General features: G+C 65.0%; 16 protein-coding genes. 5 read left to right on the top strand and 11 right to left on the bottom strand.

The features are described 5' to 3' along the window. Window positions 1-52 precede the first annotated feature (52 nt). The 3 genes from istA (at window position 53) to ACM61V_RS12290 (ending at window position 3757) form a co-directional block, all read left to right on the top strand. Window positions 53-1384 (top strand): IS21 family transposase, encoded by a 1332-nt coding sequence (gene istA / locus ACM61V_RS12300; RefSeq protein WP_419714028.1) that lies wholly within the window; start codon window positions 53-55, stop codon window positions 1382-1384. Continuing rightward, entirely contained in the window at window positions 1305-2159 is an 855-nt protein-coding gene (gene istB / locus ACM61V_RS12295) for an IS21-like element helper ATPase IstB (RefSeq protein WP_419713830.1), read from the top strand. Before istA ends, istB begins: the two co-directional genes overlap by 80 nt. Window positions 2160-2383: 224 nt before the next feature. Beyond that, window positions 2384-3757 (top strand): PepSY-associated TM helix domain-containing protein, encoded by a 1374-nt coding sequence (locus ACM61V_RS12290; protein WP_137786652.1) that lies wholly within the window; start codon window positions 2384-2386, stop codon window positions 3755-3757. A gap of 386 nt (window positions 3758-4143) precedes the next feature. Here the strand turns inward: ACM61V_RS12290 and glnT are convergent, their stop codons facing one another. The 11 genes from glnT to ACM61V_RS12235 form a co-directional block, all read right to left on the bottom strand. After that, the gene (glnT, locus tag ACM61V_RS12285; protein ID WP_419714027.1) at window positions 4144-5436 is read right to left on the bottom strand and encodes a type III glutamate--ammonia ligase; all 1293 of its coding nucleotides are present in this window, start codon (window positions 5434-5436) and stop codon (window positions 4144-4146) included. 101 nt (window positions 5437-5537) lie between these two features. Continuing rightward, the gene (locus ACM61V_RS12280; protein ID WP_137786554.1) at window positions 5538-6869 is read right to left on the bottom strand and encodes an FMN-binding glutamate synthase family protein; all 1332 of its coding nucleotides are present in this window, start codon (window positions 6867-6869) and stop codon (window positions 5538-5540) included. Window positions 6870-6879: 10 nt separating this feature from the next. Continuing rightward, the gene (locus ACM61V_RS12275) at window positions 6880-7566 is read right to left on the bottom strand and encodes a protein glxC (protein ID WP_137786553.1); all 687 of its coding nucleotides are present in this window, start codon (window positions 7564-7566) and stop codon (window positions 6880-6882) included. After that, window positions 7566-8441, bottom strand: a complete 876-nt coding sequence (locus ACM61V_RS12270) for a class II glutamine amidotransferase (protein ID WP_137786552.1) — start codon at window positions 8439-8441, stop codon at window positions 7566-7568. Before ACM61V_RS12270 ends, ACM61V_RS12275 begins: the two co-directional genes overlap by 1 nt. A 96-nt stretch (window positions 8442-8537) precedes the next feature. Beyond that, window positions 8538-9119, bottom strand: a complete 582-nt coding sequence (locus tag ACM61V_RS12265; protein ID WP_249341520.1) for a helix-turn-helix domain-containing protein — start codon at window positions 9117-9119, stop codon at window positions 8538-8540. 124 nt (window positions 9120-9243) lie between these two features. Continuing rightward, window positions 9244-10140, bottom strand: a complete 897-nt coding sequence (locus ACM61V_RS12260) for a bifunctional 5,10-methylenetetrahydrofolate dehydrogenase/5,10-methenyltetrahydrofolate cyclohydrolase (protein ID WP_137786551.1) — start codon at window positions 10138-10140, stop codon at window positions 9244-9246. After that, window positions 10109-10966 carry a formyltetrahydrofolate deformylase gene (gene purU / locus ACM61V_RS12255; protein WP_137786550.1) on the bottom strand — a complete coding sequence of 286 codons (858 nt, stop codon included), beginning with the start codon at window positions 10964-10966 and terminating at the stop codon, window positions 10109-10111. The genes ACM61V_RS12260 and purU overlap by 32 nt, the downstream gene beginning before the upstream one ends. A 32-nt stretch (window positions 10967-10998) precedes the next feature. Then, window positions 10999-11502: a sarcosine oxidase subunit gamma gene (locus ACM61V_RS12250; RefSeq protein ID WP_137786549.1), complete on the bottom strand. Its 504-nt coding sequence runs from the start codon at window positions 11500-11502 to the stop codon at window positions 10999-11001. Further along, window positions 11495-14446, bottom strand: coding sequence for a sarcosine oxidase subunit alpha family protein (locus ACM61V_RS12245; protein ID WP_137786548.1), 2952 nt, complete (start codon window positions 14444-14446; stop codon window positions 11495-11497). Before ACM61V_RS12245 ends, ACM61V_RS12250 begins: the two co-directional genes overlap by 8 nt. Beyond that, the gene (locus tag ACM61V_RS12240) at window positions 14443-14694 is read right to left on the bottom strand and encodes a sarcosine oxidase subunit delta (RefSeq protein WP_137786547.1); all 252 of its coding nucleotides are present in this window, start codon (window positions 14692-14694) and stop codon (window positions 14443-14445) included. Before ACM61V_RS12240 ends, ACM61V_RS12245 begins: the two co-directional genes overlap by 4 nt. Before the next feature lie 10 nt (window positions 14695-14704). Then, the gene (locus ACM61V_RS12235; RefSeq protein WP_137786546.1) at window positions 14705-15961 is read right to left on the bottom strand and encodes a sarcosine oxidase subunit beta family protein; all 1257 of its coding nucleotides are present in this window, start codon (window positions 15959-15961) and stop codon (window positions 14705-14707) included. 80 nt (window positions 15962-16041) lie between these two features. On the opposite strand from ACM61V_RS12235, the gene ACM61V_RS12230 reads away from it, so the two are divergent. Next, on the top strand, window positions 16042-17028 hold the full coding sequence (locus ACM61V_RS12230) for a GlxA family transcriptional regulator (RefSeq protein WP_137786545.1): 987 nt from the start codon (window positions 16042-16044) through the stop codon (window positions 17026-17028). 264 nt (window positions 17029-17292) lie between these two features. Further along, window positions 17293-17622, top strand: a complete 330-nt coding sequence (locus ACM61V_RS12225) for a hypothetical protein (protein WP_249341519.1) — start codon at window positions 17293-17295, stop codon at window positions 17620-17622. Window positions 17623-17636: the final 14 nt, after the last annotated feature.

Genomic DNA, 17636 nt, shown 5'->3' with positions numbered 1-17636 from the left:
CATTGGGCAACGCCAAAATCGGCGCGATGACCTCCTGCGGGAGGCGGCGCTGATGATCCGACTTGGAGAAGCCATGATGATACTGGAGTTGCACCGGCAGGGGCTGTCGGTGACGGCGATCGCCCGCCGGACGGGCCGTGATCCCAAGACCGTTCGCAAATACATCGAGCGCGGCGTCGAGGTGCCGGTTTACGGCCCCCGCAAGGCCGGGCGGCCGAGCAAGATCGCGCCCTACATGGAGTTCCTGCGCGAGCGCGTGACGGCGTTCCCCGAGCTGACGGCCTCGCGCCTCACGCGCGAGATCAGGGAGATGGGCTATGCCGGCGCGTACACCGCGGTGAAGCGCTACCTGGCAGCAATCCGGCCCGACCATGATCCCAAGCCTTACGAGGTTCGCTTCGAGACCAAGGCCGGCGTGCAGGCCCAGGTCGACTTCGCCCGGTTCGTCGTCGAGTTCACCGACGAGCCGGGCGTGGTGCGCATCGTCTGGCTGTTCAGCCTGGTGCTGGGCTACTCGCGCCTCGTGTTCGCCCGCTATGTGCTGCATCAGGACCTGCAGACGCTGCTGCGCTGTCACATGCAGGCGTTCGAGGCGATCGATGGCGTGCCGATCGAGATCCTCTATGACCGGATGAAGACCGCGGTCACCGGCGAGGACGACCAGGGCCACATCGTCTACAACACCTCGCTGCTGGCGCTGGCGAAGCACTACCGGTTCCAGCCCCGGGCGTGCCGGCCCTATCGCGCCAAGACGAAGGGGAAAGTTGAGCGGCCGTTCCGCTACATCCGCGAGGACTTCTTCCTGGGCCGATCCTTCCGCAACATGGAGGACCTCAACGCCCAGCTCGTCGAGTGGCTCGACACGGTGGCCAATGTCCGGGTGCACGGCACGACGCAGCGCGTGGTGGCCGAGGCCTTCGCCGAGGAGCAGGGAGAACTGCAGCGGCTGCCCGAACACCGCTTCAACGCCGTGCTGAAGCTCGAGCGGCGGGTTACCCATGACGGCTTTGTGGCGGTCGGCGGCAACTTCTACAGCGTGCCTGACCGCACGCGCCGCATCGTCGAGGTCGAGCAGCTACCGGACGTAGTCCGGGTAATCGATCGCGGCGTTGTGGTTGCTGAGCACCCTGTGCTCGAAGGACGCCTCCAGTATCGCATCGACCGGCGTCATCGCACCGGAAGGCCTCAATCACGGCCACAGGAACGGCGCACGACGATGATCGGCCGGCTCGGTGACCATGTGCCGCTGCGCTCGCTGGCGGTTTATGAAGCCATTGGCGCGAGCCTGGCGATGGAAGGACGGCATGAACGGCGCGGCACCATCCTCGCGCGTCGACTCGATCCGCCGCAGCCTGGTCAGCCTCAAGATGCCGCGGGCGCTTGAGATCCTCGACGCGACCTTGCGACGCATCGAGCAGGGCCAGATCGACGGCATCGAGGCGCTCGACGATCTGCTCGGCGAGGAGCTGTCTCTGCGCGAGAACCGCCGAATCAAGGCGGCCCTGCGCATGGCGCGGCTGCCCGTCGTCAAGACGCTCGCCGGCTACGACTTCTCGTTCCAGCCCTCGCTCGACCGCAACCGCATCCTGGCGCTCGCCGGCCTCGACTTCATCGAGCGCGCCGAGGTCGTCCATCTGCTGGGCCCGCCCGGCACCGGGAAAAGCCACATCGCGACCGCGCTGGCGGTCGAGGCCGTGCGCGCCGGCAAGGCGGTCTACTTCATCCCGCTGGCTGATCTGATCGCCCAGCTCGCCAAGGCCGAGCGCGAGGGCACGCTTCGCGAGAAGATCCGCTTCCTCACCAGAGCGTCGCTGCTCGTCGTCGACGAGATCGGTTACCTGCCGGTCACACCCGGCGGCGCGAACCTGTTCTTCCAGCTGGTCAACGCCCGCTACGAAAAGGGCGCCATGATCCTCACCTCTAACCGCGGCTTCGCCGAATGGGGCGAGGTCTTCGGCGATGCCGTCGTGGCGACGGCGCTGCTCGACAGGCTGCTGCACCACGCCGTCGTCATCCAGATCGAGGGCTCCAGCTACAGGATGCGCGAGCACGCCGCGCTGGTGCCCGAAAACGTCCGCGCCGGCGTCACGTTCAATCCACCGCCAAAGCGTCGCGGCCGCCCGCCAACGAAAGGAAAACCCGATCCCGAATACGGCTGATCACCGCATAGCTCAAACCGCCAGCATAGGGAATTTTAAGCGCCCACATCTGCGGAAAGTTCGGGGCCCTTTGACATCACCAACCTGTTTGATGTGGTTCCGGTGTTCGGCCAGGAGTTCACCACCTCGCCGGGCAACACCACCGCCACCAGCTACTTCTCCTATCTTGTCGGGGCGCCACGGACTGTCGGACTACGTCTGACCAAGGCGCTATGATGGGGACGATGGATGCCGCGAGCGGCGGAAGCGGTTCGGCGGTCGATGAACGGAACGTCGGCGCAAGATGGTACAATGCGGTATGGCGCTGGCACTTCTACGCCGGGCTGTTCTGCATACCGTTTGTCATCTGGTTGGCGCTGACGGGAACAATCTATCTGTGGCGCCCGCAGCTCGAGGCCTGGCTGGATCGACCCTACGACCGCCTGCCGGTCGGCGGGGCGACGTTCGCGCCTGACGCCCAGGTCGGAGCGGCGCTGCGGGCGGTGCCGGGATCGTCGCTTCGCAAATATGTGCTGCCGCAACAGAGCGGACATGCTGTTCGCGTCATCGTCACGGCAGGGCGCGTCGATGAACGCGTTTACATCAATCCTCGGTCGCTGACGGTCCTGAACGTTGTTCGGGAGGATGACAGGCTGTTCAACGTGGTGTCACGCCTTCATGGGCAGTTGCTGGCGGGAAAGTGGGGAAGCTACCTCGTAGAGATCGCCGCATGCTGGGCAGTCGTGATGCTCCTGACCGGGCTCTACCTGTGGTGGCCGCGCAATCGGCGCGGGCTCGCGGGCGTGCTGTACCCGCGGCTCCGTGGTGGCCGGCGCCGGTTCTGGCGCGATGTCCATGCCACCGCAGGCATCTGGGTTTCGGTGTTCGCGCTGGGGCTGATCCTTACTGGCCTGCCATGGGCTAGCGCCTGGGGGAGCTATATGGGCGAGGTACGTGCGCTGACCGGCACGGTGGCAGGCCCCGTCGACTGGACGATCGGCGGCAAGGCGCCGGCCCCCGGGCGCGACGCCATGCCGGGCCTTCATGCCCATCACGAGGGCATGGCCGTGCCTGCACCCCCGGTAAAAGCGGGCGAGCTTGCGCGGGTGATCGCGACAGTCCGGCCATTGCAGATCGCGCCACCGGTGCTGCTGTCTCCGCCGAAGCATCAGGGCGGGCCGTGGGCGGTGGCGTCCGACGCGGCGGATCGCCCGCTGCGATCGGAGGCGGAAGTCGACGGATCCACGGGCCGGCTCGTCGGCCGCGTCGCCTTCGCGGACCGCCACGTGATTGACCGCATCGTCGGCTATGGCATCGCGGTCCACGAAGGTGCTCTGTTTGGCATCGCCAACCAGCTCATTGGCACGCTCACCGCGCTGTTGCTGATCGTGCTCGCCGTCTCTGGTGCCATCATGTGGTGGCGAAGGCGGCCGATCGGCTTACTGGGCGCACCCCTGCCACTGGCCCGGCCACGCTTCCGAACTGGACTCGTGGCGGCGATCGTCGCGCTTGGCGCTTATATGCCGCTGTTCGGTGCGACGTTGATACTGGCGGTCGTGGGTGAACGGGCCGTGCTCCGCCGCATTCCGACAACGCGACACTGGCTTGGGCTGAGTTGAACGTGGCGTCCCTGTGACGATCGAAAGCCTGATGCCAAACGCAAACATTTGCCTTGAGCGCCTTGGTGGAGGTCAACGCTACCGACCTGTGCCAGGGCTGCTCGTTGACCACGAACGGGGAGCCGCGACGGGTCGCGGCGTGCGGTATCCTGGTGATGACAAGCGGGTGATGCGATCGGAGCGAGACGGATGCTCGCGCTTGTGATCCTGCACCATCCGAACCGCGCGGGCGCGCACCTACGGTGCGAACTCGTCCGTCGTCTTGCTGTTCGTAGGCCCTTACTCTCGAAAGTTGGAGCCTCCGGCAAACCCGTCGCGGTTCAGATCGCCATCTACGCCTCTTCCGTCATCGGATGCGAAGATCCCGATGATGTCTCGAAAGCCCATCAGCAGTCGAGGGTCGTGTCCCGTTCCCACTGGGTGAGGTGGCGCGCATAGTCGTTCCATTCGCCATGCTTGAGCTTAAGATAAGCAGGAACGAGTGCGCCGAGCGCCCCCTTCAGGACCGTCGACTCTTCGAGAGCTCGAAGCGCGTCCAGCATGTTCAGGGGTAGCTTCTTTGCGTCCTTGATCGAATGGCCGTCGGTGTACATGTTGATGTCGAGCCGCTGGCCCGGGCTACGGCTGCTCTCGATACCGTCCAGTCCGGCGGCCAGGGTCACGGCAGGGAGCAGGTAGGGATTGACGGCACCGTCAGCGAGCCGGAACTCGAAGCGGTCGCTTTCTGGCACACGGATCATATGTGTGCGGTTGTTCCCGGTCCACGTCACGGAATTGGGAGCCCAAGTCGCGCCAGAGAGCGTGCGCGGCGCGTTGATCCGTTTGTAGCTGTTCACCGTAGGGTTGGTGATGGCGGCAATTGCGTCTGCCGAGTGAATCACGCCACCGATGAAGTTGAGCCCCAGATGGGAGAGCTCGCCACTATTTCCGACGAAGGCGTTTTCATCACCTTTCCACATCGACACGTGCATGTGGCAGCCATTTCCGGTCAAGTGGACGAACGGCTTGGGCATGAAAGTAGCCCGCAGGCCATGCTTCTCGGCAATGCTCTTGGCCATGAACTTGAAGAACGCGTGCCGGTCGGCGGTGAGTAGCGCATCGTCGAACTCCCAGTTCATCTCGAACTGGCCATTTGCGTCTTCATGGTCGTTTTGGTACGGCTTCCACCCAAGATCCAACATGCTGTCGCAGATCTCGGTAATGACATCATAGCGGCGCATCAGGGCCTGCTGGTCGTAACACGGCTTGACCTGTGTGTCGGCGGTATCGGCGATGCGATCGCCATCGGGCGCGATCAGGAAGAATTCGCATTCCACGCCAGTCTTCATCTGGAGGCCGATATCGGCGGCCCACGCGATCTGCGCCTTCAGCGCGTTGCGGGGCGACGCCTCGACAGGCGCGTCGTTCATCCAGAGATCGGCGGCGAGCCAGCCCACTTCTGGCTTCCAGGGCAGCTGGATCAGGCTCTCCGGATCCGGCCTGGCGAAGAGGTCCGGGTCGGCCGGGGACATGTCGAGCCAGGTGGCGAAGCCCGCGAAGCCGGCGCCATTCCGCTGCATCCCGGCGATGGCCGAGGCCGGAACAAGCTTTGCCCGCTGGCTTCCGAACAGATCCGTATAGGAGATGAGAAAGTACTTTATGCCCTTTTTCTTGGCGACTTCGGCAAGATCCTTGGTCATGGTCAGATGTCCGTCCCCGATGCGAAGGCGGCGGACTTCTGACCTGCCACCTCCTGTGAACCCGTCCCGCCTGCGAAGGGAGTTCCTAAGTTGATGTTCGTCTAGAGATTGCCCTGTCCGGGGATCCAACCGGTGCCCGCCAACGGCACTCGCGCCATGGCCGCCGCCTCGATGGTCAGTGCGACCAGATCCTCTGGCTCGAGATTATGCAGGTGGCTCTTGCCGCAGGCGCGCGCGATGGTTTGCGCCTCAAGCGTGAGCACGGCAAGATAATTGGCGAGGCGACGGCCAGCTGCGATCGGATCGAGCCGGGCGGCCAGTTCCGGATCCTGCGTAGTGATACCGGCGGGGTCGCGGCCTTCCTGCCAGTCGTCATAGGCGCCGGCGGTAGTACCGAGCTTCTGGTATTCGGCCTCCCACGCAGGATCGTTATCACCCAGCGCGACCAGTGCCGCCGTGCCGATGGCCACCGCGTCGGCGCCGAGCGCCAGCGCCTTGGCGACATCGGCACCGTTACGGATGCCGCCTGAGACGATCAACTGCACCTTACGATGCATTCCAAGATCCTGCAGCGCCTGCACCGCGGGGCGGATCGCAGCGAGGATAGGGATGCCGACATGCTCGATGAACACGTCCTGCGTCGCCGCCGTGCCGCCCTGCATGCCGTCCAGCACGACCACATCGGCGCCCGATTTCACCGCAAGCGCGACGTCATAGTACGGCCGCGTGGCACCGACCTTCACGTAAATCGGCTTCTCCCAGTCGGTGATCTCGCGAAGCTCCTCGATCTTGATCTCGAGGTCGTCCGGCCCGGTCCAGTCGGGGTGGCGGCAGGCAGAACGTTGATCGATCCCCTTGGGCAAATTGCGCATCGCCGCGACGCGATCGGAGATTTTCTGGCCGAGCAGCATGCCGCCGCCGCCCGGCTTTGCGCCCTGCCCAATGACAACCTCGATCGCGTCCGCCTTGCGAAGGTCGTCCGGGTTCATGCCGTAGCGAGAGGGGAGGTATTGGTAGACCAGCGTTTTGGACTGGCCGCGCTCCTCGGGCGTCATGCCGCCGTCGCCGGTGGTTGTGGATGTGCCCGCCGCACCTGCCCCGCGACCGAGCGCCTCCTTCGCCTGCGCCGAGAGCGAGCCGAAGCTCATGCCCGCAATGGTGACTGGGATCTTGAGGTGGATGGGCTTCTTCGCGAAGCGCGTGCCAAGCCATACGTCGGTCGCGCACTTCTCGCGATAACCCTCCAGCGGGTAGCGCGAGATCGAGGCGCCGAGGAACAGCAGATCGTCGAAGTGCGGCAGCGCGCGCTTCGTGCCCGCGCCGCGAATGTCGTAAATGCCGGTCGCCGCCGCGCGCCGGATCTCGGACAAGGTGTGCGGATCGAAGGTCGCCGACTGGCGCGGCAGGGTCTGCGGGATGTTCGCCAAATCCATCGATCGATCCTCAGTAGGCCGCGGCGTTGTCGACGTGGAAGTTGTACAGAGCGCGCGCCGAGCCGTAGCGCTTGAATTCGTCGGGCTGCACGTCGGGCAGGCCGGCTTCGTCGAGCAGGCGACGGAGATCCCTCCGGTGCTCGTCGCGCAACTCCTTTTCGACGCAATCGGCGCCGAGGCTCTTCACCTCACCGCGCACGAACAGTCGGGCCTCGTAGATGGAGTCGCCGAGCGCGTCGCCAGCGTCGCCGAGCACGACGAGATTGCCGGATTGACCCATGAATGCGCTCATCGGTCCGATCGAGCCCTTCACCACGATGTCGATGCCCTTCATCGAGATGCCGCAGCGGGCCGAGGCATCGCCGTCGATCACCAGCAGGCCGCCATGCGCCGTCGCGCCGGCCGACTGGCTGGCATCGCCCTTCACATGCACCTTGCCCGACATCATGTTTTCGGCGACGCCAACGCCGGCATTCCCTTCGACCACAATGGTGGCCTGCTTGTTCATGCCCGCGCAATAGTATCCGGCATGGCCAGCGATCTCGACGGTGACGGCAGTATCCAGCCCGACGGCGAGCGCGTGCTGCCCCTGCGGATTCTCAACGCGCCACAGCGTCTCATTGGTGTTGGCGGGAAGCGCGTGGAGCTGTGCGTTCAGCTCGCGCCTGGCGGTATTGGCGAGATCGACGACGTGCATCAGTTGCGCTCCCAGGCGTAAACGCGAGCGGGCTCCGGCTCGAAGACGCGGGCATTCTCGATGCCCGGCAGGCCGACCAGCGCGCGATATTCGGATCCGAAGGCGACATACTGGTCGGTCTCGGCCATGACGGCGGGCTTGCAGGAGATCGGATCGCGCACCACGGCGAAGCCGCTCTCCGTGCCGACCACGAAGGTGAAGAAGCCATCGAGATCGTCGAGGCTAGCTTCGAGCGCCTCGGCCAGAGTGGCGCCCTCGCGCAGCTTCCAGGAGAGATAGCCGGCGGCGACCTCGCTGTCGTTGTCCGTGGCGAAGCTGATGCCCTTGGGCTCCAGCATGCGGCGTAGCGAACGGTGGTTGGAGAGAGAGCCGTTGTGTACGAGGCACTGGTCCGAGCCTGTGGAGAAGGGATGCGCGCCGTCGGTGGTGACGGCGCTCTCGGTCGCCATACGGGTATGACCGATGCCGTGCGTGCCGCTCATGCCCGCCAACCCGAAACGCGCGGCCACGTCGCTCGGAAGTCCGACCTCCTTGTAGAGTTCGATCCGCTGCCCGGTTCCGGTCACGACCAGATCCGGGCGCTCAGTGGTGAGCCAGCCTCGCACCTGATCCTCCAGATCGCAGGGGACCTCAAGCACCGCATGGGTTTCACGGACAGTAACCGTCACCGTCTCGCCGAATTGGCCTGCGATGCGATCGAGGCCGGTACCGCGCACCGTAAGTTTCACGCGATCCTTGTCGCCATTGCCGTAGATCGCGAAGCCGGCGCTGTCCGGGCCGCGATCGGTCATGACTTCGAGCATGCCCGCGAGCAGCGATCCAAGCTGCGGCTCAAGGGCTTTGTCTTTCAGGAACAGTCCAACGATACCGCACATTTCGGGGAGAAACCTTCCGTGATCGGTTTCCACTTTCTTAAGTGCGTCTTCGTTGCTCGTCAATCCAAGAGAACAAAATATTCTTGAGAGGAAAAATCAGCCTTCGGGCCGGGGATAGATGATTACCGAAATGTACTTCATCTGCTTTTCGCTCAGCCGCTCGGGCCCGTGCGGGGCGGCGCTGTCGAACAACAGCGCGTCGCCGGGCTCGAGATGGTAGACCTCCGAGCCGTGCCGGTAGTGCACGTCGCCCTCAAGCATGTAGATAAACTCGACGCCCGAATGGCGGAAGCTGGTGTGCGCCGCCGCATTTTCGCGCAGTGTGATGAGATAGGGCTCGACTGCCACGTCGCCACGAAGCACGTGGCCGAGAAGCTGATAAACGTGACCGACTTTCGTACCGCGTCGCTCGATGCTCAGACCTTGCCCGGCCGGGACGTAGGAGCAATCCTGTCGTTCCTCGAATGAGGCGAAGAGCGAAGACAGCGGTATTTGAAGCACCGCCGAAATCGCCTGCAGAGTCGAGAGCGAAGGTGAGATGGCGCCGTTCTCGATTTTCGACATCATCCCGTTGGAAATGCCAGCCGCGCTGGCGAGATCGGTAACGGAGAGGTCGTGTTGCCGGCGGATCGTGCGAATCTGGTTGCCGAGTGCCTTTTCGAGGCTGCGCTCCGGCACACCAGGCGCGGCCGATCCCGTTGCCAGCTCGTCTTCGGTTTCTTCGGATACGTTAGGGGGGGAGAATCGTTCGGCCCTCTGCTGTCGGTATCGATACCAAATCTAGGCGGCGACAAGACGAATGTCACGCGATGGCGCGTCGGCGGTGGGCCGCGCGCACGGTATTCTCGAGAAGGCAGGCTATCGTCATTGGTCCGACGCCGCCGGGAACAGGCGAGACCGCGCCGGCGTGGCCCATCTCGTCGAACGCCGCGTCGCCGACGATGCGAGTTCCGGCCCCGTCGGGAATCCGGTTGATTCCGACATCGATCACGACTGCGCCGGGCCGGATCCAGTCGCCCCGCACCAAGCCCGGCACACCGGCCGCGACCACGAGGATATCGGCGGTGCGCGTGATCTCAGGCAGGCTGCGGGTGTGAATGTGGGTAACGGTGACGGTGCATTCGCGCTCAAGCAACAGCATTGCGACGGGCTTGCCGACGATGTTTGACTTGCCAATGACGACTGCCTTCTGCCCGCGATAGTCGTCGATCACCGTGTCGAGAAGCCTCATGCAGCCCAACGGTGTGCACGGCACCAGGCCGCCGGTGCCGGTGGAGAGGCGACCGACGTTCACCGGGTGGAAGCCGTCGACATCCTTCATCGGATCAATGGCGTCCAGCACGCGGTCCGAATCGATGTGGCCCGGCAGTGGCAACTGGACGAGGATGCCGTCCACCCGATCGTCGCCGTTCAGCGCGCGGATCAGTTCGAGCAACTCGCCCTGCGTGGCTGTGGCGGGCAGGCGATATTCGAACGAGGCGAGGCCGGCAGCCTTGGTCTGGCGGATCTTGGAGCGGACGTAGATGTGACTGGCCGGATCCTCGCCGACCAGGACCACGGCGAGCCCTGGAACGATGCCGCGACCGGCCAGCCGGACCGCTTCCTCGGCGACGCATTGGCGCACCCCAGCCGCGATCCTGGTCCCATCGATCAGCGCCGCCACCGCTTTAGTCCCTGAAAACGACGGTCTTGTGGCCATTGGCGATCACGCGGCCGTCGAGGTGGAAGGCGACCGCGCGGGCGAGCACGCGCCGCTCGATGTCGCGGCCCTTGCGGACGAGATCCTCAGGCGAGTCGTGGTGACTGATCCGTTCGACGTCCTGCTCGATGATCGGGCCTTCGTCGAGATCGCCGGTTACATAGTGGGCGGTCGCGCCGATCAGCTTCACGCCGCGCGCATGGGCCTGATGATAAGGCTTGGCCCCCTTGAAGCCGGGCAGGAAGCTGTGGTGGATGTTGATGCACCGGTCCGAAAGGAAGGCGGCCAGATCGTCCGACAAAATCTGCATGTAGCGGGCAAGCACCACCAGCTCGGCGCCTGTCGCGTCGACCAGCGCCTTGATCTGGGCTTCCTGCTGCGGTTTCGTGTCCTTGGTGATCGGCAGGTGGTGGAACGGGATCGCGCCGAAATCGGTGCCCGCATAGGTGTCGCGCGGATGGTTGGAGACGATGCCGACTACCTCCATGCTCAGCTCTCCGATCCGGTTGCGGTAGAGCAGATCGACCAGGCAGTGGTCAAACTTCGAAGCGAGGATCAGCACCTTGCGCTGCTCGCCGCGCTCACGAAAGGACCAGTCAAGCGCCAGGCCGGAGGCGAGGGCGCCGAAACCCTCGCGGAAGGCGTCCGCCGCGCCTGAAGATGGCAAGGTCGCGACGATCCGCATGAAGAAGCGGCCGGTCTCGACGTCGTCAAACTGGTGGGCCTCCTTGATGTCGGCGCCGTGGTGGAACAGCGCGGCGGTGACGCGCGAGACGATGCCGGGCTGGTTCGGGCAGGATAGCGTGAGCAGATAGGCGACGGTCATCGGGATCCTCGTCGGGTATGTGGAGTGATGGATCAGAGCGCCGCGACGCTGAGATCGAGCCAATGGCGGAAGCTCCCCGCATAGCTGCGGAACGTCGCGACGTCGTAGGTAGGCTGGTCGTCGACCTGCCACAGGATCACGCCGATATGCGCGATGATCGTGGTCGCGGCCGACCCGGGTTCGAACGCCACGGGATCAACGTCGATCGCGACGCCGCGGCGCATCAGGGTGCGCGCATCCGGGCCGGACAAACGCAACACGGAATAGCCGCTTGACTGGTCTGAGACGGAGGCAAGGCCGGCAAGTCTTTCCGCCAGAGCGTCTGCGTAATCGGGGGCCGCACCCTCTTCGATTACCAGCCACGTACCGGGGCCTGTGCCGATGACCGCTCGCGCGCCGTCGAACGCGGCGCGCGGGCTGGCGGGCATCGGAGCGCCGACCAGCGCGCTGATGGCGGCCGGGTCCGCGCCCTTTCGCGCCATAACGCTCGCGATGCCGAGCCCCTCTCTCGATTGGATTGTCAGCCGCTCAGCCACGGACGCGCACCCCTTCCGGATCTAGGAAGACGGGATCGCATATCTCCGCCTCGACATCCGCTCCGCGCACCGGGTCATGCACCGCGATATGCTCACCGTGACGGTTCGCACCGTCGACCAGAAGCGCCAGAGCGATAGAATGGCCCAGCGTCGGGGACCAGCAGGCCGATGTGACATGGCCCTCGTCGTGCGCCGCGGTGCGCGGGGCATCGACGCCGAGCAGGTGCGCACCAGCCCGTATCTTGTGCGCAGGGTCGACCGGCCGCAGGCCGACCAGCGCCGGCCGCATCGGATCGGCGATGCCCGGTCGCGCTGCCATAATGCGTCCTATAAAGTCTTTTTTCTTCGACATCATGCGGCCCATGCCGAGATCGGCGGCGGTAGTCATGCCGTTCAACTCATTGCCGGCGGCGTGGCCCTTCTCGATCCGCATCACGCCCAGCGCCTCGGTGCCATAGGCCACGACATCGAAGCCGCGTCCCGCCTCGATCAGATGGCGGATCAGGGCATCGCCATGGTTGGCGGACACGCTCACTTCATAGGCCAGCTCGCCAGAGAAGGAGAGGCGGTAGATGCGCGCGGATACGCCGTTCCAGCGAAATTTTGCCGCCGCCATGAAGGGGAAGGCTTCGTTGGAGAGGTCGATGTCCGGAAATGCCTGCTGGAGCAGCGAGCGGGAGCGGGGACCGGCCACCGCATAAGTCGCCCACTGCTCGGTGACGGAGGTGGCCTGCACATCGAGCTCCGGCCAGAGAACGTGGCGTGCGTAGTCGATATGCTGCATCACCCGCGCGGCATTCACCGTCGTCGTAGTGACGAAGAAGCTGTCCTCGGCGAAGCGGGTAGTGGTGCCGTCGTCCATCACCATCCCGTCCTCGCGCAGCATCACGCCGTAGCGCGCCTTGCCGATGGGCAGCGTCGAGAACATGTTGATGTAGAGCCGGTCGAGTAGCGCCGCGGCATCCGGCCCGTGAACGTCGATCTTGCCGAGCGTCGAGACGTCGCAAATCCCGACGCCGTTCCGCGTCATCGTGACTTCGCGATTGACCGTCTCCAGCCAGTCATTCTCGCCGGCGCGGGCGAACCATTGGGCACGCTTCCACTGGCCGGCATCCACGAAGGTAGCACCCTGCGCCGCGGCCCAGTCATGACTGGCAGTGCGACGTTCGGGGCGGAAATGCTCCTCGCGATGATGGCCGGCGAGCACGCCGATCGCGACCGGCTGATAGGGCGCGCGCGACAGGATCGTGCCCGCCTCGGCGATCGACTTGCCCGTCGCGGCAGCGAGCAAAGCGTGGCCGTTCATCTGGCTGGTCTTGCCCTGGTCGGTCGCCATGCCGAGCGTCGTGTAGCGCTTGAGATGCTCGATCGAGACGAAGCCCTCGCGCGCAGAAAGCTGAACGTCCTTATCGGTGACGTCGTGCTGGAAATCCACGAATGCCTTTCCGCGACCCGGCACATGCCAGAGCGGACGGACGCCGGCCAGCTCGTCGGTGGCGTTGAAGCGAGGGGCGGTTATGGATTTGCCGAGCGCGTCGGCCGCGGTAACCGCCTGCGTTGTGGCATCAGTCAGCGCTTCGGAGAGAATGAAGTGGCCTGCCGCCGCTCCGGCCGGCGCGAGGCCGGGCGGGGTCTGATCCAGCAGGAAACTCTGCGCCGCCTCGGACCAGACCGGGCGCGCTCCCATGTTGCTGCCAAGGCCAATGGCGGGATTCCATCCGCCTGCCATGGCCAGGAGGTCACAGGCGATCGTCCGGCTGCTGCCATTAGCAAGGCGGACGTCCACCTTGCGCACTGGCGCGCCGATCGCGTCGCTCACCTGCGCACCAAGCAGTATCTCGGTGCCCGCCTTGCGTAGTGCCTCGGGGTCGATTGGGGCGGTTTCGCGCGGATCGACCACCGCAGCGACCTCCATACCCGCGGCGATCAGGTCGAGCGCTGTCTGCCAGCCGCTGTCGCTGGCGGCGAACACCACCGCGCGCTTGCCCGGCAACGCGGCGAAGCGGTTAACGTAAGTGGACGTTGCCGATGCAGTCATCACGCCGGGGCGATCGTTGCCGCCGAACACCAGCGGCCGCTCGATCGCGCCAGTGGCGAGGATCGCCCGTCTCGCAACAATCTTCCACAAGCGCTGGCGCGGCTGGCCTGCGGGCGTCACGCGAAGATGGTCCGACACGCGCTCGACGGCGGCATATTCGCGGCCGTCATAGACGCCGAAGACGGCAGTGCGGGTCAGCACGCGGACGTTGGGCAGCGTCGCCAGCTCGGCCGCGGCATTCTCGGCCCATATTGCGCCTGGTACGCCGTCGATCTCGTGGCGCTGAGCGAGCAGGCGTCCGCCAAGCCGGATGTCCTCGTCAGCGAGTATCACCCGAAGGCCTGCGCGCCCGGCGGTCAGCGCTGAGGCGAGGCCGGCGGGGCCGCCGCCGATCACCAGCAGGTCGCAGAAGCCATGCTCCCGATCGTAACTGTCCGGATCGGGCAGCGTCGAAAGCTCGCCGAGGCCGGCAGCGCGGCGGATCAGCGGCTCGTACAGCTTCTCCCACAAGCCCGCCGGCCACATAAACGTTTTATAGTAAAAGCCAGCGACGAAGATCGGCGCGAACAGCTGGTTCACCGCCATCATGTCGAAGCGCAGGCTCGGCCACCGGTTTTGGCTGTTCGCGTCCAGGCCGTCGAACAGCGAGACCATCGTGGCGCGCGTGTTCGGCTCGGCATAAGCGCCGGTACGGAGCGTGACGAGCGCGTTCGGCTCCTCGCTACCGGCCGTCAGGATGCCGCGCGGCCGATGATATTTGAACGAACGTCCGACCAACTTCACGTCGTTGGCCACCAGCGCCGAAGCTAAGGTGTCGCCCTCGAAGCCGGCATAGGGCCTGCCATCGAAAGTGAAGGATAGCGGCTTCGATCGATCAACCAAGCCGCCGGAAGGAAGACGGCTCATCGGCCCACCTCCGCCGCCAGCACCGCGCCGTAGATGGTGTGGTTGCGGGTGTCGCGGGACACCTCGATCCAGGTGCGGCACCCTTGGGCATGGTACCAGTGCTCGCGTATCGGACCGGCTGGATTGTCGCGCGTGTAGACATAGTCGAAGAAGCTCTCTTCGCCATCCGGGCGCTGCGGGCTTGCGTCACCGCGGTAGACGAACTCCTGAGAGTCCCGGTCGCCGCAATAGGGGCAGGGGATGCGCATAGTCGCGACCTCAGTGAAGGTTGGGTTGGGCGCCGACGCCCTTTTCGTCGATGAGATGTCCGGTGCGGAAGCGGTCGAGCCTGAAGGCGGTCGCCGTCTCGTGCGGACTGTCGGTGGCAAGCAGGTGGGCGAAGCACCAGCCCGAGGCCGGCGTCGCCTTGAACCCGCCATAGCACCAGCCGGCGTTGAGATAGAAGCCGGGGACGGGCGTCGCGTCGATGATCGGGGAGCCGTCCATCGACATGTCCATGATGCCGCCCCAGCTGCGCAGCAGGCGCGCGCGGCCGATCATCGGCATGATCGCCATGCCGCCCTCGCACACGTCCTCGACCACCGGCATGTTTCCGCGCTGCGCGTAGCTGTTGTAGCCGTCGAGATCGCCGCCGAAGACCAGGCCGCCCTTGTCCGACTGGCTGATGTAGAAATGGCCCGCGCCGAAGGTGATAACGCCGGGTATCACCGGCTTGAGCGCCTCGCTGACAAACGCTTGAAGAACATGGCTTTCGATGGGGAGTCGAAGGCCCGCCATCGCGGCGACGCGCGAGGTGCTGCCGGCGACGGCTACGCCCACCTTTCCGGCGCCGATCGCGCCGCGTGTTGTCTCGACCCCGGTAACGGCGCCGGAGGCGTCACGGATGAACCCCGTTACCTCGCAGTTCTGGATGATGTCGACGCCGAGTTCAGAGGCGGCGCGCGCATAGCCCCATACGACCGCATCGTGCCGCGCGGTTCCGCCGCGGGCCTGATACAGGCCGCCCTGAATAGGGAAGCGGGCGCTGTCGAAGGCGAGGAATGGCGCGAGACGCCTTACTCCGTCCTGTCCAAGCAGCTCCGCGTCGACTCCGTGCAGACGCATCGCGTTGCCGCGCCGGGCGAACGCGTCGCGCTGGCCATCCGAGTGGTAGAGATTCAGAACACCGCGCTGGCTGACCATCGCGTTGTAATTCAGCTCCTGCTCCAGGCCCTCCCAGAGCTTCATCGACCATTCGTAGAAGGGCTCGTTGCCCGGCAGGCCGTAGTTTGAGCGGATGATTGTGGTATTGCGCCCGGCGTTCCCGCCGCCAATCCATCCCTTCTCGATCACTGCAATGCGGGTGATGCCGTGCGTTTTGGCGAGGTAGTAGGCGGTGGCCAGCCCGTGCCCGCCGCCGCCTACGATGACGACGTCATAGCCCGACCGAGGCGAGGCATTCCGCCAAGTGGGCTTCCATCCGCGATGTCCGTTAAGTGACTTCGCGGCCAGGCCGAAGATCGAAAAGCGCGACATCCTGCGAACCTCGATTGGCATTTACCTCTCGTCCTCTAGCCGATAATCGGGGACCGCACTTGAGCAGGAGCGACGCTTCCATGTCGCAGGACGACTCTCACTCGCAAACGACGCGGTCTTTGGGACTGCTGATGGTCGATGGTTTCGCGCTGATGTCGTATGCGTCGGTGATCGAACCCTACCGGGCAGCGAACGTGCTGGCTGGACGCGAGCTGTATCGCTGGACACACGTCTCGACGGGCGGGCCGACCGCTACCGCGTCTAATGGCGCCAGCATTCTCGCGGAGACGACCGTTGGTGAACTTCTCGAGTGCGACGTCCTATTCGTATTCGCCGGTGGCGATCCCACGCTGTTCGACGACAAGCGAACGATGGCTTGGCTACGTCAGATCGCGCGCACGAAGGCGGTCCTGGTCGGCGTCTCCGGTGGGCCGTTCCTGCTCGCGCGAGCTGGTCTCCTGGACGGATACCGGGCGACAATACACTGGGAGCACCGCTCCGCTCTCCAGGAAGCATTCCCGATGGTCTCTGTCGAGCCCGGCCTCTACGTTGTCGATCGACGCAGGGTCACGTGCGCAGGCGGAACGGCGGGGCTCGATCTTGCCATAGAGCTGATCGAACGGGATCATGGCCACGATCTATCGGTACGCGTAAGCGATTGGTTCATCCGCACCGAGGCGCGGGCGCCGACCGGATCTCAGCGCGTCAGCCTCCGCGAGCGGTATCAGCTGAGCAACGACCGTCTCCTCCGGACGCTGGCGCGCATGGAAGCGTCGGTCGAGGATCCGATTTCCCGGCGCGAGCTGGCGGAGGCGGCGGGCGTGTCAGTGCGGCAACTTGAGCGGATCTTCTCGAACCATCTACACGAGACCATCGAGCAGGCGTATCGGCGCATTAGGCTCGAGCAGGCCGATCAACTCCTGCGCACGACCGGGATGACGATATTAGAGGTCGCGATCGCGTGCGGCTTCTCGAGCGCAAGCCAGTTCTCGCGCAGCTTCAGGGCCCACTTCGGGTTATCGCCCTCGGCGCGTCGGGCGCAGCGCCGCGCTTCCGAGCGCGACTAGGCGTCGGTGCTTCGGGAAAATCTCCAGGTTGACTGGCAAGGGATGACTTTTTCCGTGCGCCAGCTTGCCTGCGCCGCCCGCTCGAACACCGGCGCGATCACGCGTCGGGCAGTCAGGTTGTCGTGCTCCCCTGAAACTCTGCCAGTTTGTGCTGGGGCATTTCTCGATCATCAAGCGTCATTGCGCGATATCGCATTGCTCCTCAGCAACACGACGCCAGCCCCTTGATGACAGGACAGCTGTACTGGTCTATGCGCACGCACCGTGTCTCGCATTCTGCGCCTGTTTCTCATGCTGATCGCTTCATCGCTGTTGATGTCGGCGACCGTGCACGCGCGCGAGCTGCCGGGTGTGGCCACGATCGAATGCAGCGGTGCGGTGCACACAGATGGCGACGCTGATCAGTCGCAGGGCGACAGTGATAAGGCGATGCCTCATCATCACGGCACCTGCCACAGCTCGGCGATGCAGATACCCTCGAACGACGAGGTGCGGCCCTCACTTGACGGTGCCCGTATGGGTCCGCTGGCGGGTGCTGATACGGTACTTGCCTCCAGCACGGTTTCGCCAGGACTGAGGCCGCCGAACGCCTGACGAACACCGCTGGC

It is taken from the genome of Sphingomonas sp. TX0543 (assembly GCF_048565505.1).
Lineage (GTDB): Bacteria > Pseudomonadota > Alphaproteobacteria > Sphingomonadales > Sphingomonadaceae > Sphingomonas.
The sequence above is the reverse complement of the archived record's forward strand: the minus strand, read 5'-3'. Positions and strand labels throughout refer to the sequence as shown.